The following is a 23955-nucleotide window of genomic DNA, read 5'->3' as shown; positions in this document are numbered from 1 at the left end:
CGACCGGCGGGCACCGCCCGGGGCGCGCGCCCGGTGCCCCCCCCGGGGGCGCGCCCGGGACACCCACCCGCCGCGCCCCCGCCGTACGGGCCGACGGGCGTCCGCACGCGCCCGCCCCGGCCGGCGACGCGCGGCCCGCCCGTACATGCGGGAGCAAAACACCCCAGGCGACCCCAGCCGCCCATACTCACAAGACCGTGACGTCTGGGGCGGCCGGCACCCCGGATGTTTCCCGCGGCCCCGCGAACGTCTAGGGTCTTGCACGTCTGCCCATCGACGGACCCACACGGCGGGCACCGGACCAGAAGCGACACCATGCGTGCAGATCGGCCGGGAGGGGCTTCGCCGCACCACGCTTTTGGGGGGCTTTCACCATGGACCCGATGAACCCGCGGCCGGACGACCACGGCCACGACAGCACCGACGACGCCGCCCACCAGAGCGGCGACGCCGGCCACCCGCGCGCCTCCCGCGACGACCTGCCCGCACCGCTCGGCACCGGCAAGTCCCCCGCCCCCGCCCGCACCGCCCAACTCGTCGCCGGTGACTTCCTCCTCACCGTCAACCCGGTCGACGGCAGCGAGATCGAGCCCTGCCCGCCCGGCCGTCAGCCCGAGCCCCCCGCCCGCCGCACCCCCGGGCAGCGCGCCGAACGCGACCGCGCCGCCGCCCCGCCCGTACCCGCCGGGCCCGCCGCCCTGCTCCCCCCGCTCCTGGAACGCACCGAACAGCGCGAACGGCTCGTCCGCCTCCTCTCCCGCGGCCGCTCCGTCCGCCTCACCGGCCCGGCCGGCTCCGGCCGCACCCGGCTGCTCGACGCCGTCGCCGCCGACTGCGCCGGCCTCGCGCCCGACGGCGTCATCCGCCTCTCCGGCCACCGCCACACCGTCGGCGACGTCCTGTACGACCTCTTCGCGGCCGTCCACCACGCCCCGGGCCACCGCCCCGACCGGGCCGGGCTGCTCGCCCTCGTCCGCGAGATCGGCGCCGTCGTCCTCCTCGACGACCTCGAGTTCGGCGGCGCGTCCCTCGACGAACTCCTCGACGCAGCCCCCGAGTGCGCGTTCCTCTTCGCGGCCACCCCCGACACCCCCGCGCCCTCCCCGGACGCCTCCGTCGACGAGGTGGTCCTCACCGGCCTCGACCGGTCCACCACCCTCGAACTCCTCGAGCACGCCGTCGACCGGCCCCTCACCGACGAGGAGGCCAACTGGGCGGGCGACCTCTGGTTCGAGTCCGAGGGCCTGCCCCTCCGCTTCGTCCAGGCCGGCGCCCTGCTCCAGCAGCGCGACGTCCTGCGCGCCCCCGTCCCGGCGGGCGACGACACGGACCCGGAGAACAGCGTCTTCACCGACGTCCGCGACGCGCCCCTGCCGAGCCTCGGCGAAGCCGCCGCCCCCGCCGCGCTGCTCGCCTCCCGGCTCTCCGAGGCGGCCCGCGAGACCCTCCGCTTCGCCGTCGCCCTCGGCGGGGAGGTCCCCCACCAGGCGCACCTGCCCGCCCTCGTCGGGGACACCCACGCCGACGCCGCGCTCGGCGAGTTGATCCGCTGCGGGCTGCTCACCCCCGTCGGCCCGCGCCACCGCCTGGCCCCCGGCGTCACCGAACAGCTCGCCGAACACGGCTACGACGAGGGCGCCCTGACCCGCACCCACACCGCCGCCCAGCACTACGCCTGGTGGGTGGGCCACCCGTCCGTCGCCCCCGAGCGGGTCACCGCCGAGGCCGACGCCGTGCTCGCCGCGCTGCACACCCTCGCGTCCAGCCAGGAGGCCGGGCACGCCAGCACCGCCGTCCTCCTCGCCCGCAGCGCGGCGCCCGCCCTCGCGGCCGGCCTGCACTGGGGCGCCTGGGAGCGGGCGCTGCGCTCCGGCCAGGCCGCCGCGCGGCTCGCCGGCGAGGTCGCCGAAGAGGCGTACTTCCACCACGAGCTGGGCGTCCTCGCCCTGTGCAAGGGCAACCTCGACCGGGCGCGCGCCGAGTTGGAGGCGTCCATCGCGCTGCGCGGCGCCCTCGCGGACAAGCGCGGCACGGTCGCCGGCCGCCGCGCCCTCGCCCTGGTGGCCGACCGCGAGCGCAGTGCCCGGCAGGCGTCCCCGTCGTACGACCACGCGGCCACGCCGCTGCCGGGCAGCCTCCGCGCGGGCCCGGCGCCCGGCGCGGGCCACACGGGCGCCCCGGGCGCCGGACCCGGCCGTACGGGTTCCGGTACGGGACCGGCCGCCGCGGCCGGCCCCGGCGCGGACGCGCCGGCGGGCACGGGCGCCGGGTACGGCCTGAGCGGCGGGTACGGTTCCACGGCCGGGACCGGCGGCCGAGCGGGCACCGGCTTCGGGACGGGGACCGCCGCGGGCTTCGGCGCGGATCCCGGTTCCGCTTCCGGTTCCGGTTCCGCTTCCGGTCCCCTCGTCGGGTACGGCTCGACCGCGGGGCCCGGCGCCTCGGGCGGCTCCGCCGGGGCCGACTTCGACGCCGCGTACGGCGCCGTCGGCGCGAGCGCGAGCGCGAGCACGGGCGCAGGCACGGGCGCGGACGGGGGGACGTACGCGTACCCCCGGCAGGAGCGCCCCGCGCGGAAGGGGCCGCGGAGCCTGCTGCTCAGCGGCACCCGGCGCAACCTCGTCGCGGCCGGCGCGGGCGCCGTCCTCGCGGCGGTGCTCGGCACGGTCGTCACCCTCGGCGCGACCTCCTCCGGCGGCGACGGCGGCACCACCGACGACAGGGTCGTCACCGAGCACTCCTCGGGCATCGACGGCACCACCGGCGGCGGCCTCGACGACGAGACCCCCGACGACGGCGGCGGCGGCACCACCGGCACGTCCGGCGGCGGTACGGGCGGCTCCGCCACCGAACCGGCGGGCGACGGGCCCGGCTCGTCCGAGCAGCCCGGCTCGACCGGCTCCACGGGCGACGACCCGACCGGCCCGGCGACCGGCCCGTCGACGCCCGGCGGCGACACGACGTCCGGCGGCACCGGCGACGGCACCACCACGTCCGGCACCACCACGTCCGGCGGCACCGGCGGCGGTACCAGCACCGGCGGCTCCACCACCTCCCCGAGCACCACGGGCTCCCCGACCTCCGGCGGCGGCTCGTCCACCACCAGCCCCGGCCCCTCGGGGTCCACGACGACCAGCCCGTCCCCCTCGGACCCGCCGACCGAGCAGCCCACCGAGACCCCCGACCCGGGCGGCGCCGCGGGCGGCACCAGCGGCGGCGACGGCGGCGGCGACTCCACCGGCGGCGGTACGTCGTCCAACGCCAGCGGCACCGTCACGCCCGGCGCGCCGGGCCCCGGCGGCTCGGACGCCTGAGCCGGGCGCGGCGCCCGCGGCCCACGCCCGCACGGCACGACGACGGCCCCGGGTGGCACCACCGCCCGGGGCCGTACGCGTACGTTCCCGTGATCCCGACGAGCCGTCAGAACAGGCGCAGCTTGTCGTCCTCGATGCCGCGCAGCGCGTCGTAGTCCAGCACCGCGCAGTGGATGCCCCGGTCCGTCGCCAGCACGCGCGCCTGCGGCTTGATCTCCTGCGCGGCGAACACGCCCTTCACCGGCGCCAGGTGCGGGTCCCGGTTCAGCAGCTCCAGGTAGCGGGTCAGCTGCTCCACGCCGTCGATCTCCCCGCGCCGCTTGATCTCGACGGCGACCGTGCCGCCGTCGGCGTCCCGGCACAGGATGTCGACCGGGCCGATCGCCGTGGGGTACTCGCGGCGGATCAGCGTGTACCCCGCGCCCAGTGTCTCGATCCGGTCGGCGAGCAGCTCCTGCAGGTGCGCCTCCACCCCGTCCTTGATGAGGCCCGGGTCCACGCCCAGCTCGTGGGACGAGTCGTGGAGGATCTCCTCCATGGTGATGATCAGTTTCTCGCCCGCCTTGTTGACGACCGTCCAGACGCCGGCGGAGTCGCCCTCACCCTCCTTGAGGGTGCACGGAGGGGACATCCAGTTGAGAGGTTTGTAGGCCCGGTCGTCGGCGTGGATCGAGACGCTGCCGTCCGCCTTGACCAGGATCAGGCGGGGGGCGGAGGGCAGGTGGGCGGTGAGCCGGCCCGCGTAGTCCACGGAGCAGCGGGCGATGACGAGACGCATGGTCGGCAACGCTACTCGACACACGTGGTTCCGCGCGATTCGGTGCCAAACGGCCGTGAATCCTTGGCCTGTTGTGGGCCAATCTCCTGGTGCGGCCCGGACGGCGCCCCTACCGTGGAAGCAGGAGGTCGCCGCCCGTGCACGCAGCGTGCACGCACGGGGGGTCCTCCTTCCCTGCCCGTAAGACCCCGCTCCCCGCGGGGTCGCGAGAGGAGAACCCATGTCGCTCGACGTCTCACCGGCTCTGTTGGACCAGGCCGAGCGAGGCGAGGTCGACGAAGCGGACTTCGTCGACTGCGTCCGGACCTCCCTGCCCTTCGCATGGGAGATGATCAGTTCTCTGGTGGCCCGGCTGAAGGTCGACGGGGGTGCCTTCGCCGACAACCAGACGCCTCCGCCGGACGAGCACGCGCGCGGACAGCTGCTGCGCGCGCTGGCGAGTGACGCGATACGGGGGGCGCTGGAGCGCCACTTCGGCGTCCGGTTGGCCTTCCAGAACTGCCATCGTGTCGCGGTGTTCCCCCTGGACCCGGCGGTCGACGAGCGGCTGGCCCGCTTCACCTCCGTACGGGCCCAGCTGCTGAACCAGTCGCCCGTGCTGCGCGACTGCTGACCGCCGCGTACGTGTTGCCGCTCCGCATCACCTAGGGAGGGACGACGGATGCAGGGGCGGCAGCCAGCCGGCAGGACGGGCCCCGCGCCCCACCGCCCGGCCGGCGCCCGCACGGCTCACCGCAGCAGCGGCAGGACCTCGGCACCCAGCCGCCGCACGTTCTCCTCCGTCGCCGCGACCTGGCCCGACCCCTCGGCCAGCAGCGCGAACCGCCGGATGCCCGTCCGCTCCGACGTGGCGGCCAGCCGGTCCGCCGCCAGCCGGGGCGTCCCGACCGGATGCAGCCGGCACAGCAGCTCCGTGTACGCGTACGGGTCCCGCATCGACCGGTGCCGGCCGTCCACGGTCACATGGGCGCCGAGCCCCTGGTGCAGCCAGCCGGGCATCGCCTTCAGCAGCGTCTCCACCGCGTCCGCCGTGTGGTCGGCGATCTGCGCGACGCCCGCCGACACGTGCCGCTCGGCGATCCGCGCGACCTCGTCCGGGGTGTGCCCGGCGGCGAGGGCCTCACGGCGCCACAGGGCGGTGATCTCCGCCTTCTCCTCGTCCCCGCAGTGCATCCCGAGCAGCATCGGCAGGCCGTGCCCCGCGGCGAGCCGGACGCTCCTCGGCGACGTGCAGGCGAGGACCGTCTCCGGCGCGCCCGCCCCGTCGATCAGCTCGTCCGGCCGGGGCACGACCGCGACCTCCCGGAAGCGGTGCCGCTCGCCGTCCGCCCCGACGCGCCCCTCGCGCAGCCAGCGCAGCAGCACGTCCAGGGACTCCGGGAAGTGCCGCTCGTACGCCTCCAGGCCCGCGCCGAACACCTCCAGGTCGACCCACGGCCCGCCACGGCCCACCCCGAGCGTGAACCGCCCGCCCGAGGCGATGTGCAGCAGCGACGCCTGCTCGCCCAGCGCGACCGGATGGGCCGTCGGCAGCACGCTCACCGCCGTGCCGACCCGGATGCGGCGCGTCCGGCCCAGCAGCAGCGCGGCCAGGGTGACGGCGGAGGGGCACACGCCGTACGGCACGAAGTGGTGCTCCGCGAGCCACACCGAGTCCAGCCCCGCCTCCTCGGCGACCTCCGCCGAACGCACCGCGCGGTGCAGCGCCTCGCTGTGCCCCTGGCCGGGGAACTGCGCCGCCAGCACGAAAGTCCCCACGCGCATCGCCTTGTGCCTCCTTGACCGCCGACGCCGCTCCCCCCACCGCCGACAACGCCTGACACGTGCCAAAGGCAACGGCCCGTGGCCGGGTTCTTGCGATTTTCGGCTAACCGCCCCTGGGTGGGGGGTGGATCGCACAGGTGTCGGGGGGCGGCGAGGCCGTGCCGGAGGCCGCCGCGGGGCACTTAGGCTGGACGGGACACCCGTTCCGTCCGCCCTGTGAGGTGCCCCGTGTCCCCGCGCCGCAACCGGCCCCCGAAGAGGGGCGGAGAGAAGTTCCCCGAGACCGGCGGGGGCGACGGCGACCGCTACGGCGGGTTCCAGCGGACGGAGACGTGGCAGGGCGAGGAGTGGGCCGTGCGGAACGTGGCGGGCGCGAGCGCGGCGGGGAAGCGGTACCGCTGCCCCGGCTGCGACCAGGAGATCCCCTCCGGCGTCCCGCACGTGGTGGCCTGGCCCGAGTACGGCGGCGTGGACGACCGGCGGCACTGGCACCGGGCGTGCTGGAACGCGAAGGACCGCCGCACCACCCGGGTGCAGCGGTCCCGCAACGCCCCGCGCCACTAGGCCGCGGGCCGGCTCACGCGTCCCGGCGGTCGAGCGCCGTGTACGCCCCGGCCAGCGCCACGGCGGTCACGCCCATGATGATCCACAGCGGCTGCCAGCCGGACGGCATCGGCATGCCGCCGACGGGGCCGCCGGTGTAGAGGGTGCCGAGCAGGGCCGGGATGGAGTACTCGACGAGCGCGGTGCGCAGGTCGTTCAGCTCCCGGGTGTACAGGCCGATCGCCAGCACGTACGGCAGCAGCACCAGGCCGATCATCGTCGTGATCGACCCCGCCGAGTGCCGCAGCAGGGCGCCCACGGCCAGGGACAGCAGCCCCAGGAACGCCATGAACAGGCCCACGCCGACCGTCACGCGGATCCACTGCCCGGCGCTCGCCCCGCCCGTCGTCCCGAGGACCGCGCACTGCGCGGCCGCGGTGAACGCCGAGACGAGCGTCGTCGTCACGAAGACCAGGGCGAAGAAGACGATCGCCTTGGCGGTCAGCACCCGGCCCCGGCTCGGGCACGCCGTCAGGGTCGTGCGGATCATGCCCGTGCCGAACTCGGAGGTGATCGTCAGCACGCCCAGCGTGATCACGCACACCGTGGCGAGCAGCATCCCGAGCAGGCCCAGGGTGAGGACGGAGCCGCCCTCGTACGCGTCCGGCGAGGCCGACGCCTCACCGATCGCGTACGCCAGCAGCACCCCGAGCCCGAGGACGAGCACGACCATCACGCCCAGCGTCCAGAGCGTCGACCGCAGCGACCGCATCTTGGTCCACTCGGAGGCGATGGCGTCCCCGAGGTGGGCGCGGCGCACGGGGATGGGGGAGGTGTACGGGGTGGTGGTCATCGGGCGTCCTCGGTGCTGCTCTCGTGCGTACGGCTCTGCTGCGGACCGCCCCCGCCGGCGCGGTCCGCGTCCGCCGGACCGCCGGAGGCGGCCGGGGCGGCCGCGGCACCGGCCGGCACCGGCGGGGCCGCCGGGGCGGGCACGGGTACCGGGGCGGGCGGCGGGGGCGCGTACCAGCCCTCCAGCGGGACGTCGGGGACGACGGGCGGCTGCTCGGGCACCGGCCCCAGCTCCGCGAGCCGGTCGTCCGTGGAGCGGTAGTCCACGGCCGTCTGCGTCATCCGCATGTACGCCTCCTCCAGCGACGCCTGGTGCGGGGACAGCTCCCACAGCCGGACCCCGGCGTCGTGCGCCAGGTCGCTGACGCGGGGGAGGGGCAGCCCGGTCACGCGCAGGGCCCCGTCCGGCTCCGACAGGACGAAGCCGCCGGCCCCGGTCAGGGCGGCGACCAGCTTCTCGCGCTGCTCCGGTTCCCCCGCCGGGGTCCGTACGCGAGCGAAGCCGGCGGAGTTGGTGGCGATGAACTCGCGCACGCTCATGTCGGCGAGCAGTCGCCCCCGGCCGATGACGACGAGGTGGTCGGCGGTGAGGGCCATCTCGCTCATCAGGTGCGAGGAGACGAAGACCGTGCGGCCCTCCGCGGCCAGCGCCTTCATCAGGTTCCGCACCCAGAGGATGCCCTCCGGGTCCAGGCCGTTGACCGGCTCGTCGAAGAGGAGCACCTGCGGGTCGCCGAGGAGCGCCGCCGCGATGCCGAGCCGCTGGCCCATGCCGAGCGAGAACCCCTTGGACCGCCTGCGCGCCACGTCCTGGAGGCCGACGACGCCCAGCACCTCGTCCACGCGGCGCGCGGGGATGCCGGCGAGCTGGGCGAGGGCGAGCAGGTGGCTGCGGGCCGTGCGGCCCCCGTGCACCGCCCGCGCGTCGAGGAGGGCGCCGACCTGGCGGGGCGCGTTCGGCAGCTCCCGGAAGGGGTGGCCGCCGATCGTGACGCGTCCGGAGGTGGGCCGGTCCAGCCCGAGGATCATGCGCATCGTGGTCGACTTGCCGGAGCCGTTCGGCCCCAGGAACCCGGTGACGACGCCGGGCCGCACCTGGAACGACAGGTCGTCCACGGCGGTCTTGGCGCCGTAGCGCTTGGTCAGGCGGACTGCCTCGATCATTCTCCAGCCCCACACAGCTCGGTCCGACGGCGGGCGGCGCCGCGCGCCACACGCACGCCAAGGCCACCCGTAGGAGGTAAGAGGGGGGTGGGGCCGTGACGGTTCCACCCTCCCCCCGGAAACCTACGCGTCGCGCTTCTTGAGCACCACGTAGCCCCCGGCGAGGGCCGCCGCCACCCACAGGAGCATGATGCCGAGCCCGCCCCACGGCCCGTACGGGGCCGGGTCCTGGCCCATCGCGTTCGGCACCACCTGCATGATCTTGGATCCGGCCTGGTCGGGGAAGTACCGGGCCACCTCCTTGGCCCCGGGGACGGCGGAGAGGATCTGCGACACGAGGAAGAAGAACGGCACGAGGATGCCGAGCGACAGCATCGAGGAGCGCAGCATCGCCGCCACGCCCATCGAGAAGACCGCCATCAGGCCCATGTAGAGGCCGCCGCCGATCACCGCGCGCAGCACGTTCTCCTCACCGATCGACGTCCGGTGCTCGCCGAGCAGCGCCTGGCCGACGAAGAACGACAGGAAGCTGGTCACGAGGCCCACGGCCAGCGCCAGCAGCCCCGCCACCGTGACCTTGCCGAAGAGGAACGTCGCACGCTGCGGCACCGCCGCCAGCGAGGTGCGGATCATTCCGGAGCCGTACTCCGTGCCGACCACCAGGACGCCGAAGACGACCATCGCCAGCTGCCCCAGCACCATGCCGGAGAAGCTGATCACGGTCGGGTCGAAGGTCGCCCGCTCGAACTCCGGGAGGTTGTCGAACTGCGCGCGCATCAGGGCGCTGAGCCCCGCGCCCACCGCGACCGTCACGACCAGCGCGCCGGCCAGCGTCCACACCGTCGACGCGACCGTGCGGATCTTGGTCCACTCCGAGCGGAGGACCGCAGGTACCGATGCCATCGTTCAGGCCCCCTTCACGTCCGCGCCCCACTGGGGCCCGGCGCCGTCGTGTGCGTGGTACTCGACCGCGCCCGCGGTCATCTGCATGAACGCCTCCTCCAGCGAGGCCCGCTGGGCGCTCAGCTCGTGGAGGACGACGCGGTGCTCCGCGAGGAGTTCGCCGATCCGCTCCGTCGACTCCCCGTCGATCTCCAGCGCCCCGTCCCCGGCGTCCACCGCCGTCAGGCCGGCCGAGGCCAGGACGTCCCGGGTGAGCTCCCGCTGGGGGGTGCGCAGGCGCACGTAACTGCGCGAGTTCCGCTGGATGAAATCGGCCATCGACATGTCCGCGAGCAGCTTTCCCTGCCCGATGACGACCAAGTGGTCCGCCGTCAGCGCCATTTCGCTCATCAGATGACTCGAAACGAAGATCGTTCGCCCCTCCGTCGCGAGATGTTTCATCAGATTGCGGATCCAGTGAATTCCCTCGGGGTCCAGACCGTTGACGGGTTCGTCGAACATCAGAATCCGGGGATCGCCCAGGAGCGCGGCGGCGATTCCCAGCCGCTGCCCCATCCCCATCGAAAAATTCTTCGATTTCTTGCGCGCCACCGCCGAGAGGCCCACCAGGTCGAGGACCTCCCCGACCCGCCGCTCCGGAATGCGGTTCGACTGCGCCAGGCACAGCAGGTTGTGGTACGCGGTGCGGCCGCCGTGCAGCGCCTTGGCGTCCAGCAGGGCGCCGATGTACTTCAGCGGCTCGTCCAGCTCGCGGTAGTGCCGGCCGTCGATGCGGACCGTGCCGCTCGTCGGGGCGTCCAGGTCCAGCATCATGCGCATGGTCGTCGACTTGCCCGCGCCGTTCGGCCCGAGGAACCCGGTCACCATTCCGGGACGGACCGTGAAGGAGAGACGGTCGACCGCCGTCTTCGTGCCGAAACGTTTGGTCAGGCCCTCTAGTTCGATCATGCGCCCACGCTACGGAAGCGCATGGCCCCCCGCCACTGGAATGGCGGGGGGCCATGCGGAGTACGCGAATCCGGCCCTCACGGGGGAACAGGACCGGCGCGCGGACCCACCGTCCGGGACGGCCGACGGCACGTCCGCCGACGGCTCGTACGCCGGTGGATCAGCGGGACTGCTGCGCCGGGACGCCGCGGCCGGTGGGCTCGTCGTCCGGCACGTTCGCCGCCGCGACGGCGGCACCGGTCAGCGTGGCCAGCATCTCGCGGACGTTGGTCAGCTGGGCGTTGATCGAGTCCCGACGGTTCGTCAGCGCCGCCAGCTCGCGCTCCGATTCGCTGCGGATGCGGTCCGCCTTCGCGTTGGCGTCGGCCACGATGTCCTCGGCCTGGCGCTGCGCCGTCTCCACCGTCTGGCGGGCCCGGCGCTCCGCGTCCGTACGCAGCTTCTCCGCCTCCAGGCGCAGCTGCTCCGCGCGGTGCTCGATCTCCGCGAGGCGCTTCTCCGCCTTCGCCTGACGCGAGGCCAGGTCGCGCTCCGACTGCTCGCGCCGCTTGGCGAGGTTCGTCTCGAAGTCGGCGGCGGCCTGGGCGGCCTTGGCGCGCGTCTCCTCGAACAGCGCGTCGGCCTCCTCGCGCTTGGACTGCGCGTCCTTCTGCGCCTCGGCGCGCAGCGTGTTCGCCTCGGACTGCGCCTTCTCGACGATGCGGACGCCCTCGTCCTCGGCCTTCGCCTTGCGCTCCGTCGCGTAGGCCTCCGCGTCGTTGCGCACCTGCTGGGCGGCCGACTCGGCCAGCTCGCGGTGCTGCTCGGCGGCGCGGCGGGCCTCCTCGCGCAGGTCCTTGGCCTCCTCCTCGGCGAGGCGGAGGATCTTCTCGACGCGGGCGCCCAGCCCGGCGTACGACGGCTCGGCGTCGCTCACCTGGGCCTGGGCGTTCTGGGTCTCGAGGTGGAGTTCCTCGATGCGCTTTTCCAGAGCGGTGATTCGGGCCAGAGCACTGTCACGGTCGGCGACGAGCTTGGTAATGCGGTCGTCCACCTGACCGCGGTCGTAACCACGCCGCACGAGCTCGAAGCCGAAGGGGGAGGAAGTGTCGCTCATGGGGTTCCTGTCGAATGAGACCGGTGAGGTGTTAGAGGGAATCCTAGGGGCCCGAGCGGCGTGTCATCGAGCGGATGACCGTTTGATTGGGAGAATGTCCAGCCTTTTGAGTGGCTCAGCCGGTGTTTGACTTGCCACTCGAACGGGTACCGACGGTCGCGCCCGCCTTGACGCCGCCGTCCTTGTCCCCTCCGGACGGCGCCTCGAAGGACTCCAGCGCCTCCAGCACGGCCTGGACGCGGGCGATCTCGCCCTTGATGTCCTTCTGCCGGCGCACCAGCACCTCCAGCTCCCGCCGGCCGTCCGCCATCAGGCGCTCGGCCTCGGCCTCGGCGTCCTCCTTGGTCTTCTGCGCCTCGCGGGTCGCGTCGGCCTTCTTCTGGTTGGCCTCCTTCAGCAGGACCTCGGCCTTCTTCACCGCGGCGATACGGACCTTGCTCGCCTCCGAGTTGGCGTCCGCCATCAGCTCCTCGGCCTTCGCCTTCGCCTCGGCCAGCTGCTCCTCCGCCGTGCGCACCAGCTTGTCGGCCCGCTCCCCGGCGACCCGCGTCTGCTCGGCGCTCTCCCGGCGGGCCCGCTCGTGCAGCTCCTCGATCTCCGCCTCGGTCCGCGTGCGCAGCTCCTCCATGCGCTCCCTTATGGCGTTCGCGTCGCTCCGGGCACCGACCAGCAGCTCGTCCGCGTCCGTACGGGCCTTCTCCACCAGGGTGTTGCCCTCGATGGTCGCCTCGGACACGATCCGCTCGGCCTCCTTGCGGGCCGCGCCGACCATCGTGTCCGCCTGCGCCTCGGCCTCCGTGGTGGCGCGCAGCGCCTCCTCCTGCGCCTTCGCCATCAGCTGGTCGGCCTGCTCGGCGGCGTCCGCCCGGCGCTTGGCCGCGGCCTCCCGCGCCTCGTCCAGCAGCCGGTCCGCCTCCGCGCGGGCCTCCGCGCGCAGCCGCTCCGCCGCCTCCTCGGTCTCCTTGAGGTGCCGCTCGGCCTCCGCGCGGATCCGCGCGGCGGCCTGCTGCGCGGAACCGACCGTCTCGGCGGCCTCGGCACGCAGCCGCTCCGCCTCGCCGGTGGCCTCCGCGACGAGCTTGTCGGCCTGCCCCGCCGCGTCGGCGCGCCGCTTGTCGGCCGCCCTGCGCGCCTCGTCGCGCAGCCGGTCCGCCTCGGCCTGCGCCTCGTCGAGGACCTCGACCGCCTCGGTCGCCAGCCGGTCCGCCTCCAGGGTCGCCTCGGAGCGCAGCCGCTCCGCCTCACCGGTCGCCTCGCCGACGATCCCCTCGGCCTTCGCCGTGGCGTCGCCGACCAGCTTCTCCGCCTCGGCGGACGCCTCCGTGACGAGCCGGTCCGCCTGCGCGGCCGCCTCGGAACGGATCCGGTTGGCGTCGCCGCGGGCCTCCGCACGCGTACGCGCCGCGTCCTGCTCGGCCGAGGCGAGCGAGTCCGACGCCTCCGTCCGCACCCGCTGCGCGTACTCGGAGCTGTCCGCCTTGAGCCGCTCGGCCTCCGCCAGCGCCTCCTTGACGGCCCGTTCGGCCAGCGCCTTCGCCGCCTCGGACTCCTCCTGCGCGCGCGTCCGGACCCGTGCCGCGTCCTCGGCGGCCCGCTCCCGCTCCTGGTAGGCGTCGGCCCGGACCCGGTCCGCCTCCTCCTGCGCCTCCGTACGCGTCCGCTCCGCGGCGTGCTCGGCCGCCGAGCGCAGCCCGGCGACCTCCTCCTCGGCCGCCTCCTGGAGGCCGGCGACCGAGTCCCGCACCTGCTGCGCGGTCTGCTCGGCGGCGGACACGAGCTCCGTGGCCCGCTGGTCCGCCTCCTCGACCAGCCGCTGCGCCTCCGCCTGGGCCTCCTCGACCCGCTTGCGGGCCGACGCCAGCAGCTCCTCGCTCTGCTCCCGGGCGCGGGCGCGCTCCTGGTCGGCCTCGGTGCGCGCGGCGCCCAGCGTCTCCTCGGCCTCCCGGCGGCGCCGGTTGGCCTCCTCCTGCGCGGCCGCCAGTTCCTCGGCGGCCTCCGTCTTGAGCCGTTCCGACGCTCCTTGCGCCTCGGCGCGCACGCGGTCGGCGGTCTCCTGCGCCTCCGTCCTGAGCCGCTCCGCCTCGGCGGCGGCCTCGGCCCGGAGCCGTACGGCGGTGTTCTCCGCCTCGGCGCGCGAACTCGACGCGTCCACCGCGGCCTCGGTGCGCAGCCGCTCGGCCTCCTGCTCGGCCTGCTCCTGGAGCGCGCGCCGCCGCTCGGCGGCCTCGGTGCGCAGCCGCTCCGCCTCCTCGGCGGCCTCCCGGCGCAGCCGCTCCGACTCCGCGCGGGCGTCGGAGAGGGCCTGCTCGGCGGCGGTGAGCCGGGCCTCCGCCTCCTCGTGAAGCCGCGTCAGCTCCTCGGCGGCCTCCGCCTGCCGGGCCGCGACCCCCCGCTCGGCCTCCGCGCGCAGGGCCTCGGCGGCGGCCTCGGCGGCCGTCCGCACCGACTCGGCCTGCTCCTCGGCGTCCGCGCGCAGCTGCTCGGCCTCCGCGCGCGTGCGCTCCAGGACCTCCTCGGCCTGGGTGCGCAGGGCGGCCGCCCGCTCGACGGCCTCCGTGCGGACCCGCTCGCTCTCGGCGGTCGCCGCCGCGCGCAGCTCGTCCGCGTCCGCCTTCGCCTGGGTCAGCAGCTCCTCGGCGGTCTTGGCCGCCTCCTCGATCTGCTGGACGGACTCGCGCCGGGCCTCGGCGCGGATCCGCTCGCCCTCCGCGATCGCCTCGGACCGCAGCTGCTCGGCCTCCCCGCGCAGCCGCCGCGCCTCCTCCTGGAGCTCGACGGTCTTGGCGCGGTACTCCTTGGTGTCGTCCTTCGCGGCGCCGCGCAGCTGCTCGGCCGTGTCGGCGGCCTCGCCGACGAGCCGGTCGGCCTCGGCCTCCGCCTCGCGGCGGATCCGCTCGGCCTCCTCGGTCGCCTTGCGGGTGGTCGCCTGGGCGTCCTCGGACGCCTTGCCGAGCATCTCCTCGGCGGCGCGGGCGGCGCTGGCGAGCTGGGCGGCGGAGTCCTCGGCGGCCTTCGTGCGGGCCTTCTCGGCGGCCTTCGCGACCAGCTTCTCGGCCTCGGCGCGGGCGTCCGCGAGCGCCTGCTCGGCGTCCGCGCGGAGGGCCTCGGCCTCCTTGGTGGCCTCGCCGACCAGGCGGGCGATCTCGGCCTTCGCGGTACGGGTGCGCTGCTCGTTGGCCGACTCGGCGGCGGTGACGCGCTTGGTGGCGTCCTCGGTGGCGGCGGCGACGACCTTGTCGGCCTCGGCGCGGGCCAGCCGCAGCCGCTCCTCCGCCTCCTGCATCCGCTGCTCGGCGGCGCGGCTCAGCTCGGCGGCCTGCTGGCGGGCCTGCTCGGACTCGGTGGCGGTGGCCGTGCGGAGCCGCTCGGCGTGGCTGGTGGCCTCCTGGGCCTGCGCGGAGGCGGCGTTGAGGAGCCGCTCGGCGTCCTTGCGGGCGCGCAGCAGGAGGGACTCGGCCTCGACGCGGGCGGCCTCCGACTCGGCGGCCAGCCGCTGGCGGGCCTCCTCCGCGACGCGGGCGGCCTCGGCGCGGGCGGCGCCCAGGGCCTGCTCGGCCTCGGCGCGGGACTCCTCCATCAGGCGCCGCGCCTGGGCCTCGGTACGGGCGCGCAGCTGCTCCGCCCAGGCGACGTTCTCGTTGACGTGCGCCTCGACGGTCCGGCGGCGCTCGGCGAGCTCCTGGTCGAGCTGCTGGCGCCGCTGCACGGCCTCGTTGTGCAACTCCGCCTGGAGACGGGCCTGGTGCTCGGCGTGCTCCTGGAGGATGCGCTGGGTCTGGGCGCGGGCCTCGCGCAGCTCGCGCTCCGCGTCGGAGCGCATCTGCTCGGCCTGCATCTGGGCGTTGCGCAGCATCTGCTCGGCCTGGTAGCCGATGTCGGCGCTGTCGTAGGCAGGCCGGGACGCGATGGCGCGCCGCGCCTCGTGGAGCTTGGCGCGCAACACCTCGACCTGGTAACCGAGGTCCTCGGCGTGCTGGACGGCCTTCTCCCGCTCGGTCTTCAGCCGGTCCATCTCGGCCTCGAACCGCGAAAGGTGGTCGTCGTCAGCCCGGTGGCTCTCCTGGCGTTCGTAGCCCCGCACTGCGCGGTCCCATCCGTCCCCTGGTCGCGAACTCTCTTCGTACGGGCACCGTTCGCCGGCGAACGGGCCCCCGGGGAATGGTGTCAGATCGACGCTTCCGACGACGCCGCCGCAGGCGGCACCGACCCGGCCCCGGCCCGGAGCCGCCCACTCTACCGGGCCGGGGTGTGTCGGTTCAGTGCTCGGCCGAGGAGGGCTCGGCCGACGTGACCAGTTCGGTGAGCACGCCGTGGCAGTCCTTGGGGTGCAGGAACGTGATGCGGGACCCCATCGAGCCGCGCCGGGGCTCGTCGTAGAGGACCCGGACGCCCTTGCCGCGGACGTCGGCGGCGACGCCGTCCACGTCGGCCGTGCCGAAGGCGATGTGGTGGACGCCCTCGCCGTTCTTCGCCAGCCACTTGGCGACGGTGGAGTCCTCGCGGGTGGGTTCCAGCAGCTGGAGGTAGGAGGCGCCGCCGTCGGAGGTCTCGTTGATCTTGAGCATGGCCTCGCGGACCCCCTGCTCCTCGTTGACCTCGGTGTGGAAGACCTCGAAGCCGTACGTCGAGCGGTAGAACTCGACGGTCTTGTCGAGGTCGAAGCAGGCGATCCCGATGTGGTCGATTCTCGTGAGCATGCGAACAGTGCAGCGCTCCACCGGCCGGTTACGCAACGTGCGCGCCGTCACACCGATCGCCCGGTGACCGGGACTGGTACCGCTCAGTACATTGGCGGTAAACCCTCGTTCACTCCGCAGCCCCCCCGGGCTGAAAGGGGATCGTCCTCATGTCTGGAACGACCGGTACCACCTCCGTCATCGTCGCGGGTGCCCGTACGCCCATGGGCCGGCTGCTCGGCTCGCTCAAGTCCTTCTCCGGTGTCGACCTCGGTGCCTTCGCCATCAAGGCCGCGCTGGAGCGGGCGGGCATCGGCGGCGACCAGGTGCAGTACGTGATCATGGGCCAGGTGCTCCAGGCGGGCGCCGGGCAGATCCCCGCCCGGCAGGCCGCCGTCAAGGCCGGCATCCCGATGAGCGTCCCGGCGCTGACGGTCAACAAGGTCTGCCTCTCCGGGCTCGACGCCATCGCCCTCGCCGACCAGCTGATCCGCGCCGGCGAGTTCGACGTGATCGTCGCCGGCGGCCAGGAGTCCATGACCAACGCGCCGCACCTGCTCCCCAAGTCCCGCGAGGGCTACAAGTACGGCGCGATCGAGATGCTCGACGTGGCGGCGTACGACGGCCTCACCGACCCGTTCGACGGCATCGCGATGGGCGCCTCCACCGAGCGGCACAACGTCCGCCTCGGCATCGGCCGCGCCGAGCAGGACGAGGTCTCCGCCCTGTCGCACCAGCGTGCGGCGGCCGCCCAGAAGAACGGCCTGTTCGAGGCCGAGATCACCCCGATCGAGATCCCGCAGCGCAAGGGCGACCCGGTGATCTTCGCCAAGGACGAGGGCATCCGCCCGGAGACGACCGTCGAGACGCTCGCCAAGCTCCGCCCGGCGTTCGACAAGGACGGCACGATCACGGCCGGCTCGTCCTCCCAGATCTCCGACGGCGCCGCGGCCGTCGTGGTGATGAGCAAGGCCAAGGCCCAGGAGCTGGGCCTGGAGTGGATCGCCGAGATCGGCGCGCACGGCAACGTCGCGGGCCCGGACAACAGCCTCCACTCCCAGCCGTCCAACGCGATCCTGCACGCCCTGAAGAAGGAGGGCCTGGGCGTGGAGGACCTCGACCTGATCGAGATCAACGAGGCGTTCGGCGCCGTCGCCGTGCAGTCCATGAAGGACCTGGGCGTTTCCCCTGAAAAGGTGAACGTCAACGGTGGCGCGATCGCCCTGGGCCACCCCATCGGCATGTCCGGCGCCCGTATCGTGCTGCACCTGGCGCTGGAGCTCAGGCGGCGCGGCGGCGGCATCGGCGCGGCGGGCCTGTGCGGCGGCACCGGCCAGGGCGACGCGCTGATCCTGCGTGTCCCGAGCGCTTCGGCGAAGTAAGGAGCTCTGTACGTGATGGTGGACGTCCCCGCACTGGTCGCCCAGGCACGGGAGGGCCGGCCGCGGGCCGTGGCCCGGCTGATCTCGCTCGTGGAGGGGGCGTCCCCGCAGCTCCGTGAGGTGATGGCGGCGCTGGCCCCGCTGTCGGGCGGTGCGTACGTGGTGGGCCTGACGGGCTCGCCCGGCGTCGGCAAGTCCACGTCGACGTCGGCGCTGGTCTCCGCGTACCGCAGGGCCGGCAAGCGGGTCGGCGTCCTCGCGGTCGACCCGTCGTCGCCGTTCTCCGGCGGCGCCCTGCTGGGCGACCGGGTCCGGATGTCCGACCACGCCTCGGACCCGGGCGTCTACATCCGCTCCATGGCCACCCGCGGGCACCTGGGCGGCCTGGCGTGGGCGGCGCCGCAGGCGATCCGGGTGCTGGACGCGGCGGGCTGCGACGTGGTGCTGGTGGAGACGGTCGGCGTCGGCCAGTCCGAGGTGGAGATCGCCTCGCAGGCCGACACCTCCGTGGTGCTGCTGGCGCCGGGCATGGGCGACGGGATCCAGGCGGCGAAGGCCGGGATCCTGGAGATCGGCGACGTGTACGTGGTGAACAAGGCGGACCGGGACGGCGCGGACGCCACGGCCCGCGAGCTGAACCACATGCTGGGCCTCGGGGAGTCCCGGGCGCCGGGCGACTGGCGGCCGCCGATCGTCAAGACGGTCGCCGCGCGCGGGGAGGGCGTCGACGAGGTCGTGGAGGCCCTGGAGAAGCACCGCGCGTGGATGGAGGAGCACGGGGTCCTCGCGGAGCGCCGCCGGGCCCGCGCGGCCCACGAGGTGGAGACCATCGCGGTCACCGCGCTGCGCGAGCGGATCGGCGACCTGCACGGCGACCGGCGCCTCGGGGCGCTCGCCGAGCGGATCGTGGCGGGCGAGCTCGACCCGTACGCGGCCGCCGACGAACTGGTGGCGGGCCTGACGGGCCGCTGACGCGGGTACGGCGAACGGCCCCGCCCCGAGATCGGGGTGGGGCCGTTTCGCGTGTGGCTCGTGGTCCCGGGTGGAGGATCCGTCGGCGTGGCCCTCACCGGGGAGAGCGCCCCGCGGGGCAGCGCGGGGGCGTGTGCGCCCGTCCTAGGGCTTGCCGCGCAGTCCTCGCAGGTGCTCCGCGATGGGCCGCAGGGAGGCGTGGAGGCCGGTCAGCGCCTCGGGGGGCAGCTGGTCGATGAAGTGCCTGCGCACCGACTCGACGTGGTGCGGCGCCACCTTCCGCATGGTCTCCATGCCCTGGTCGGTGAGCACGGCGTACAGTCCGCGCCGGTCCGACTCGCAGTTCTCGCGGCGGACCAGCCCGGCGTTCTCCATGCGGGTGATCTGGTGCGAGAGCCGGCTCTTGGACTGGAGGGTGGCGGCGGCGAGGTCACTCATCCGCATGCGCCGGTCGGGGGACTCCGAGAGGTTCACGAGGATCTCGTAGTCGTTGTAGGTCAGGCCGAACGGCTGGAGGTCCCTCTCCAGCTGGTACGTCAGGAGTCGGTTGACGTCCAGGTACGTGCGCCAGGCGCACTGTTCGGTGTCGGTGAGCCATGGGATGGCCGCCTCGGTCTCCATATATGGATTCTACCTAAGAAGTTGAAAATTGGACGAAGTGAGGTGACGCCGCTCTGCTTCCCCGTCCCCCGTCCTCGACGTCCCCGCAAGGGCGCAGACGTTCGAGCGCGTCACACTCCGCAGACTACCGCTCACAGCCCGAAGCGACGCTGGAGGTCCCCCAGCTGGCCGGGAAGGCGCGGTGCCGACCCGTGCGAGCCCTGGCCGGAACCGTGTCCCGGGTGCGGCGCCCCGCCCCCGGGGACGCCCGGCTCGTGCGGAACGGTTCCGGTGCCCCGCTCCGGCAGCAGCGCCTCCGACGACTGGAGCAGGACCGTCCCGGCCCCGACGAACTCGAACTGGTGCTCCTCGCCCGACGCCCCGCCGATCCCCGTCAGCGCCCGCAGGCCGCCCAGCACCCCGCTCAGGTACGCGTGGTCGTAGTGGTGGCACGGCGACGGGCAGTCCGCCCAGCCCACCAGCGCCTGCGGGTCGACCCGGATCGGGGGCTCCATGAACACCACCGGCCCGTTGGACGCCGCCACGAACGTGCCCGTCCCGATCAGCGTCAGGAACCCCGGCACGATCGACTGCTTCAGCGACAGCGACGGCTCGAAGGCCAGCAGGTTCCCGGACCGGACGGTCAGGTTGCCCTCGTCCAGGTCGTAGGAGTTCACGTCGAACGCCCGGTCCGCGAGCAGCATCTTCCCGCTGCCCTCCGCCACCACCCAGTCGCCGGCGTGCATCGGCGAGTGGAAGCTCGTGCGCACCAGCCGGTCCAGGGCCCCGTGCCCGACGCCCTGGAAGGAGACGTCCCCGTAGTAGGCGATCATCTTGCCCTTCTGCAGGAACCACCGGGACCCCTTGAGGTCCACGCAGAAGGTGTACGGGTTGACGTTGTCGTCGCTCGGCAGAGTCGACGGGTCGTGCACCGCGGACGCGTTCACAGCTTCTCCTCCGACGCCTGGACGTACACCGCACCACTGCCGCTCAGCTCCAGCTGGAACGCCTCGCCCGAGCCGCGCCCCACCATGTCGCGCCAGCCGAGCGCGGTGGAGAGCCTGTTGCGTACGTCGCCGTGGTGCGCGACGTACGCCTGCGGGTCCACGTGGACCGGCCGCTCCGGGGTGACGGGCAGCTCCAGGACCCCGCCGTGCGCCATGACGGCGACGGCGCCGTGCCCCTTGAGGGTCGTGGTGAACAGGCCCTGCCCCGTCACCTGACCGCGCACCATGCCCATGACGCCGCCCTGCGCGCCCATGAACATCGTCCCCTGCTCCAGGCTCCCGTCGAACGCCAGCAGCCGGTCCGCCTCCACGTACAGCGTGTCCCCGGCGAGCCGGATCACCTGCACGTGGTGGCCGCCGTGTCCGAACAGCACCGTGCCCTCGCCCTCGACCGTCATCAGCGGCGCCGCCTCACCGGCCGCGCGCCGGCCCAGCATCGCCATCACCCCGCCCTGGCCGCCGGCCGTGTTCGGCGTGAAAGTGACGTCCCCCCGGTACGCGAGCATCGCCCCGCGCTGGCTGAACATCCGCTGCCCCGGCGCGACCGTGGCCTCGACCACCTTGGAGTTGATCTCCCGGAACGGCATCAGACGTCGCCTCCCACGGTGTTGCGCTCGCTCGGCTGCACGTACACCAGCCCGTCGCCCTCGAACCGGATCTGGAACGCCTCGCCGCCCCCCTCGCCCAGCAGCGTGCGGAACGTCACGCCGGACTGGAAGCTCTGCCGGAGGTCCCCCTGGTGGGCCACGTACGCCCCGGGGTCCACCGACAGCGGGTACCGCGGCGTCACGCGCAGCACCACGGCCGGCCCGTCCGACGTGATCGCCACCTGGCCGGAGCCCTCGACCGTGGTGGTGAACAGCCCGGTGCCGCCGGCGCCGCCGCGCAGCCCGGTGAACGTCGTCCCGGTGCGCAGCCCGCCGTCGGAGCAGAGCAGGTTGCTCGCCTCGACGCACAGCTTGTCGCCGTGCAGCGCCAGCACGGTGACGTCGGAGGCCCGGTCCGCGAAGTAGCAGGTGCCCTGCCCCCTCACCTCCATGACCTCCATCTGCTCGCCGGTGAGCCGCCGGGTGACCATGCCGCGGAGGCCCTCGCCGCCGCCGCTCATCTTCTTGAAGGCCATCCGGCCCTCGTACGCGACCATCGAGCCGTTCTTCGCCCTGACCGCGTCACCGGTCACGTCGACGGCCAGGACCTTGCTGCCTTGGAGTCGGAAGGTTGCCACGGGCCGACGGTAACCGGCGGGCGGCGGTGAGGACAGCTCCGCCGGGGGGATCCGGACCCTGGGCACGCCCCGGCGCGGCCACCTGACAGAATGTACGGACGCTTGTGCAATCGTTCACAAGATCGATCCCCGCGCAGAAGGTGCCTGTTCCCGTGGACATCAAGACCGCATCCGCCCTCCACCGCCTCCGGCTCGTCTCCGGCCCCGAGGCGGTCTCCTTCCTCGTGCTGCTCCTCTGCTCGGTCCTCAAGCGCACGACGGAGTTCAACGCCGTCCCCCTCATGGGCGCCGTCCACGGCTTCCTCTTCCTGCTGTACGTGGTCTTCTGGCTGGACGCCTGGAAGAACGCCAAGTGGGACGTGAAGACCGGCGTGCTGTACTTCGTCCTCTCCGTCGTCCCGCTCGGCGGCTTCTACGCCGACCGGAGGCTGAAGCGCGCCGCCGACGACGCCGTGATCGCCTCCCGCGCCCGGCGCGAGGGGACGGTGGACGCGTGATCGTCGCGTTCTCCGTCACGCCGCTGGGCGTCGGCGAGGAGGTCGGCGAGTACGTCGCCGAGGCCGTGCGCGTCGTCCGCGAGTCGGGGCTGCCGAACCGCACCGACGCGATGTTCACCTCCGTCGAGGGGGAGTGGGACGAGGTCATGGACGTCGTCCGGCGCGCCGTCGCGGCCGTCGAGGCCCGCGCCCCGCGCGTCTCCCTCGTCCTGAAGGCCGACATCCGCCCCGGGGTGACCGACGGCCTCACCGCCAAGGTCGCCACGGTGGAACGCCACCTGGCCTGACCCCGGCGCCGCCCGCCCCCGGGCGGCGCCCGCCCCGGGGCCCCCGACCCGCCGAGCCGTACGCCCGGTCGGGGGCCTCCAGATCGACACGTGCCCACCTGTCCCCTTTCGTGGGGGTAAGCGATCCCGCTCGACAGGCTGGAGGCACTCGTGCTGAGGTCGGAGGGCAACGACACCAGCGACAGCGACGGCACCGGGGCGGGCGCCGGCGGCGGGTACGACTACGACGCGTACAGCCGTCTCGCCGGTCCGCTGACGGACCCCGGCCCGGCGGCCCACACCGTCGAGTACCGCAGCCTGCTCAGCCGCGAGCCGCGCCGAATACGAGCCGTGCTGCTCATGGTCCTCGCACCGGTGCTCTCCGCGGTCCTCCTCGCCTACCTGGTCTGGCCCACCCACCGGACCCGCCGGGAGGGCGGCGACCGGTGGCTGGTCGCGCTCGACGCGGTGATGCTCGCGTCGATCGGGCTGATCTGCCTGTTCATGCTGGTCAACGTCGTCTCGATCGCGCACGCCACCCTCGTCGCCCGCGACCCGGTCCCCGTCCTGCCCGAGCCGGGCACCCGCGTGGCCTTCCTGACCACCCACGTCCCCGGCAAGGAACCGCTCCCCATGGTGCGGGCCACCCTGGAGGGCGCCGTCCGGGTCCGCCACCAGGGCGTCCTGGACGTCTGGCTGCTCGACGAGGGCGACGACGAGCAGGCCAGGGCCCTGTGCGCCGAACTCGGCGTCCGCCACTTCACCCGCAAGGGCGTCCCCGAGTGGAACCGCCGCTCGGGCGTCCACAAGGCGAGGACCAAGCACGGCAACTACAACGCGTGGATCGCCCTGCACGGCGACGCGTACGACTTCTTCGCGTCCGTCGACACCGACCACGTGCCGCTGCCGAACTTCCTGGAGCGGATGCTCGGCTACTTCCGCGACCCCGACGTCGCCTTCGTCGTCGGCCCGCAGGTGTACGGCAACTACGACTCCGCCGTCACCAAGGCCGCCGAGTCCCAGCAGTTCCTCTTCCACGCCCTCATCCAGCGCGCCGGCAACCGCTACCGCGCCCCCATGTTCGTCGGCACCAACAACGCCGTGCGGGTGAGCGCCGTCCTCCAGGTCGGCGGCCTGTACGACTCCGTCACGGAGGACATGGCCACCGGCTTCGAGCTGCACCGCCGCAGGAACCCCGCGACCGGCCGGTACTGGCGGTCGGTCTACACGCCCGACGTGCTCGCCGTGGGCGAGGGCCCCGCCTCCTGGACCGACTTCTTCACCCAGCAGATCCGCTGGTCCCGCGGCACCTACGAGACGCTGCTCAAGCAGTACTGGAAGGCGCCCCTGCGCACCCCGCCGGGGCGCCTCCTCAACTACACCCTGATGCTCGCCTACTACCCGATGACCGCCGTCAACTGGTTCCTCGGCGTCCTCAGCTGCACCCTCCACCTGTGGTTCGGGGCCTCCGGCACCCAGGTCTCCTCCTCCGTCTGGCTGATGCTCTACAGCGACGCCGCCGCCCTCCAGATCGGCCTCTACCTGTGGAACCGCCGCCACAACGTCTCCCCCCACGAACCCGAGGGCTCCGGCGGCCTCGCCGGCATGGCCATGTCCGCCCTCTGCGCGCCCGTCTACCTCGCGTCCCTCACCTCCGCCGTCCTGCGCACCAGCGGCCGGTTCGTGGTCACCCCCAAGGGCGGCGAGGCCAGCCCCGACCGGCTGGCCACCTTCCGCATCCACCTGGGCTGGGCCGCCGTCCTCGCCTCCGCGCTCCTCGCGTCCGTCCACTTCGGCCACACCCACGCGGCCATGCGCACCTGGGCGGTCCTCGCCCTGGCCGTCTCCCTCGCGCCCGTCGCCGTCTGGGCCCGGTCCACCGTCCGGGAGCGCCGCGTCACCGCCCGGCGGGCCGCGCGCGGCGAGGAACCCGAGGCCGCACTCGCCACCACCTCCGGAGGGAACTGA

The 23955-nt window shown here is 74.0% G+C and carries 21 protein-coding genes; 8 read left to right on the top strand and 13 right to left on the bottom strand.

The genetic code is table 11. The features are described from left to right. Window positions 1-374 precede the first annotated feature (374 nt). Window positions 375-3314 carry an ATP-binding protein gene (locus tag IE106_RS00350; protein ID WP_189529191.1) on the top strand — a complete coding sequence of 980 codons (2940 nt, stop codon included), beginning with the start codon at window positions 375-377 and terminating at the stop codon, window positions 3312-3314. Between the two features lie 106 nt (window positions 3315-3420). Here the strand turns inward: IE106_RS00350 and nucS are convergent, their stop codons facing one another. Beyond that, window positions 3421-4092, bottom strand: coding sequence for an endonuclease NucS (gene nucS / locus IE106_RS00345; RefSeq protein ID WP_189529190.1), 672 nt, complete (start codon window positions 4090-4092; stop codon window positions 3421-3423). Window positions 4093-4312: 220 nt separating this feature from the next. Between nucS and IE106_RS00340 the strand changes: the two genes are divergently transcribed. Next, a complete protein-coding gene (locus IE106_RS00340; RefSeq protein WP_189529189.1) occupies window positions 4313-4705 on the top strand; it encodes an SCO5389 family protein in 393 nt (130 codons plus the stop codon). A gap of 116 nt (window positions 4706-4821) precedes the next feature. Here IE106_RS00340 and IE106_RS00335 read toward each other — a convergent pair whose 3' ends face one another. Further along, complete coding sequence (locus IE106_RS00335) at window positions 4822-5856, bottom strand: LLM class flavin-dependent oxidoreductase (RefSeq protein ID WP_189529188.1); 1035 nt, start codon at window positions 5854-5856, stop codon at window positions 4822-4824. A 228-nt stretch (window positions 5857-6084) separates the two neighbouring features. On the opposite strand from IE106_RS00335, the gene IE106_RS00330 reads away from it, so the two are divergent. Then, window positions 6085-6420 (top strand): Rv1322 family protein, encoded by a 336-nt coding sequence (locus tag IE106_RS00330; protein ID WP_189529187.1) that lies wholly within the window; start codon window positions 6085-6087, stop codon window positions 6418-6420. A 13-nt stretch (window positions 6421-6433) separates the two neighbouring features. On the opposite strand, the gene IE106_RS00325 is transcribed toward IE106_RS00330, so the two are convergent. The 7 genes from IE106_RS00325 to mce all read right to left on the bottom strand — a co-directional run bounded on the left by IE106_RS00325 (window position 6434) and on the right by mce (window position 16059). Then, the gene (locus IE106_RS00325) at window positions 6434-7252 is read right to left on the bottom strand and encodes an ABC transporter permease (RefSeq protein WP_189529186.1); all 819 of its coding nucleotides are present in this window, start codon (window positions 7250-7252) and stop codon (window positions 6434-6436) included. Continuing rightward, the gene (locus tag IE106_RS00320) at window positions 7249-8415 is read right to left on the bottom strand and encodes an ABC transporter ATP-binding protein (protein ID WP_189529185.1); all 1167 of its coding nucleotides are present in this window, start codon (window positions 8413-8415) and stop codon (window positions 7249-7251) included. The genes IE106_RS00325 and IE106_RS00320 overlap by 4 nt, the downstream gene beginning before the upstream one ends. A gap of 123 nt (window positions 8416-8538) precedes the next feature. After that, window positions 8539-9318 (bottom strand): ABC transporter permease, encoded by a 780-nt coding sequence (locus IE106_RS00315; RefSeq protein ID WP_189529184.1) that lies wholly within the window; start codon window positions 9316-9318, stop codon window positions 8539-8541. Between the two features lie 3 nt (window positions 9319-9321). After that, a complete protein-coding gene (locus tag IE106_RS00310) occupies window positions 9322-10266 on the bottom strand; it encodes an ATP-binding cassette domain-containing protein (RefSeq protein ID WP_189529183.1) in 945 nt (314 codons plus the stop codon). A 160-nt stretch (window positions 10267-10426) separates the two neighbouring features. Then, on the bottom strand, window positions 10427-11362 hold the full coding sequence (locus IE106_RS00305; RefSeq protein WP_189529182.1) for a coiled-coil domain-containing protein: 936 nt from the start codon (window positions 11360-11362) through the stop codon (window positions 10427-10429). Window positions 11363-11477: 115 nt separating this feature from the next. Next, a complete protein-coding gene (scy, locus tag IE106_RS00300; RefSeq protein WP_189529181.1) occupies window positions 11478-15443 on the bottom strand; it encodes a polarized growth protein Scy in 3966 nt (1321 codons plus the stop codon). Between the two features lie 175 nt (window positions 15444-15618). Further along, on the bottom strand, window positions 15619-16059 hold the full coding sequence (gene mce / locus IE106_RS00295; RefSeq protein ID WP_189529180.1) for a methylmalonyl-CoA epimerase: 441 nt from the start codon (window positions 16057-16059) through the stop codon (window positions 15619-15621). A 149-nt stretch (window positions 16060-16208) separates the two neighbouring features. Here mce and IE106_RS00290 point away from each other — a divergent pair, with 149 nt between their 5' ends. Further along, window positions 16209-17420, top strand: coding sequence for an acetyl-CoA C-acetyltransferase (locus IE106_RS00290; RefSeq protein ID WP_189529179.1), 1212 nt, complete (start codon window positions 16209-16211; stop codon window positions 17418-17420). 15 nt (window positions 17421-17435) lie between these two features. After that, entirely contained in the window at window positions 17436-18392 is a 957-nt protein-coding gene (gene meaB, locus IE106_RS00285; protein WP_189529889.1) for a methylmalonyl Co-A mutase-associated GTPase MeaB, read from the top strand. A gap of 144 nt (window positions 18393-18536) precedes the next feature. On the opposite strand, the gene IE106_RS00280 is transcribed toward meaB, so the two are convergent. The 4 genes from IE106_RS00280 to IE106_RS00265 all read right to left on the bottom strand — a co-directional run bounded on the left by IE106_RS00280 (window position 18537) and on the right by IE106_RS00265 (window position 21224). Continuing rightward, window positions 18537-19013 (bottom strand): MarR family winged helix-turn-helix transcriptional regulator, encoded by a 477-nt coding sequence (locus IE106_RS00280; RefSeq protein WP_189529178.1) that lies wholly within the window; start codon window positions 19011-19013, stop codon window positions 18537-18539. 131 nt (window positions 19014-19144) lie between these two features. Further along, on the bottom strand, window positions 19145-19939 hold the full coding sequence (locus IE106_RS00275; RefSeq protein WP_189529177.1) for an AIM24 family protein: 795 nt from the start codon (window positions 19937-19939) through the stop codon (window positions 19145-19147). Beyond that, window positions 19936-20586, bottom strand: a complete 651-nt coding sequence (locus IE106_RS00270) for an AIM24 family protein (protein WP_189529176.1) — start codon at window positions 20584-20586, stop codon at window positions 19936-19938. The genes IE106_RS00275 and IE106_RS00270 overlap by 4 nt, the downstream gene beginning before the upstream one ends. After that, complete coding sequence (locus tag IE106_RS00265) at window positions 20586-21224, bottom strand: AIM24 family protein (protein ID WP_189529175.1); 639 nt, start codon at window positions 21222-21224, stop codon at window positions 20586-20588. The genes IE106_RS00270 and IE106_RS00265 overlap by 1 nt, the downstream gene beginning before the upstream one ends. 152 nt (window positions 21225-21376) lie before the next feature. Here IE106_RS00265 and IE106_RS00260 point away from each other — a divergent pair, with 152 nt between their 5' ends. The 3 genes from IE106_RS00260 (at window position 21377) to IE106_RS00250 (ending at window position 23955) form a co-directional block, all read left to right on the top strand. Next, the gene (locus tag IE106_RS00260; protein ID WP_189529174.1) at window positions 21377-21721 is read left to right on the top strand and encodes a DUF3817 domain-containing protein; all 345 of its coding nucleotides are present in this window, start codon (window positions 21377-21379) and stop codon (window positions 21719-21721) included. Then, on the top strand, window positions 21718-22008 hold the full coding sequence (locus tag IE106_RS00255; RefSeq protein ID WP_189529173.1) for an MTH1187 family thiamine-binding protein: 291 nt from the start codon (window positions 21718-21720) through the stop codon (window positions 22006-22008). The genes IE106_RS00260 and IE106_RS00255 overlap by 4 nt, the downstream gene beginning before the upstream one ends. A 153-nt stretch (window positions 22009-22161) precedes the next feature. Next, a complete protein-coding gene (locus IE106_RS00250; protein WP_229839979.1) occupies window positions 22162-23955 on the top strand; it encodes a glycosyltransferase family 2 protein in 1794 nt (597 codons plus the stop codon).

Origin of the sequence: Streptomyces roseolilacinus, assembly GCF_014649335.1 — a bacterium.
Classification (GTDB): Bacteria; Actinomycetota; Actinomycetes; order Streptomycetales; family Streptomycetaceae; genus Streptomyces; species Streptomyces roseolilacinus.
Note: the sequence above shows the minus strand (reverse complement) of the source record. Positions and strands in the feature narration are given on the sequence as shown.

What these genes read in the sequence shown, in the direction of transcription:
- IE106_RS00350 (WP_189529191.1), top strand. Translation starts at nt 375, where the DNA reads ATGGACCCGATGAACCCGCGGCCGGACGACCACGGCCACGACAGCACC.
- nucS (WP_189529190.1), bottom strand. Translation starts at nt 4,092, where the DNA reads ATGCGTCTCGTCATCGCCCGCTGCTCCGTGGACTACGCGGGCCGGCTC.
- IE106_RS00340 (WP_189529189.1), top strand. Translation starts at nt 4,313, where the DNA reads ATGTCGCTCGACGTCTCACCGGCTCTGTTGGACCAGGCCGAGCGAGGC.
- IE106_RS00335 (WP_189529188.1), bottom strand. Translation starts at nt 5,856, where the DNA reads ATGCGCGTGGGGACTTTCGTGCTGGCGGCGCAGTTCCCCGGCCAGGGG.
- IE106_RS00325 (WP_189529186.1), bottom strand. Translation starts at nt 7,252, where the DNA reads ATGACCACCACCCCGTACACCTCCCCCATCCCCGTGCGCCGCGCCCAC.
- IE106_RS00320 (WP_189529185.1), bottom strand. Translation starts at nt 8,415, where the DNA reads ATGATCGAGGCAGTCCGCCTGACCAAGCGCTACGGCGCCAAGACCGCC.
- IE106_RS00315 (WP_189529184.1), bottom strand. Translation starts at nt 9,318, where the DNA reads ATGGCATCGGTACCTGCGGTCCTCCGCTCGGAGTGGACCAAGATCCGC.
- IE106_RS00310 (WP_189529183.1), bottom strand. Translation starts at nt 10,266, where the DNA reads ATGATCGAACTAGAGGGCCTGACCAAACGTTTCGGCACGAAGACGGCG.
- IE106_RS00305 (WP_189529182.1), bottom strand. Translation starts at nt 11,362, where the DNA reads ATGAGCGACACTTCCTCCCCCTTCGGCTTCGAGCTCGTGCGGCGTGGT.
- mce (WP_189529180.1), bottom strand. Translation starts at nt 16,059, where the DNA reads ATGCTCACGAGAATCGACCACATCGGGATCGCCTGCTTCGACCTCGAC.
- IE106_RS00290 (WP_189529179.1), top strand. Translation starts at nt 16,209, where the DNA reads ATGTCTGGAACGACCGGTACCACCTCCGTCATCGTCGCGGGTGCCCGT.
- meaB (WP_189529889.1), top strand. Translation starts at nt 17,436, where the DNA reads ATGGTGGACGTCCCCGCACTGGTCGCCCAGGCACGGGAGGGCCGGCCG.
- IE106_RS00280 (WP_189529178.1), bottom strand. Translation starts at nt 19,013, where the DNA reads ATGGAGACCGAGGCGGCCATCCCATGGCTCACCGACACCGAACAGTGC.
- IE106_RS00270 (WP_189529176.1), bottom strand. Translation starts at nt 20,586, where the DNA reads ATGCCGTTCCGGGAGATCAACTCCAAGGTGGTCGAGGCCACGGTCGCG.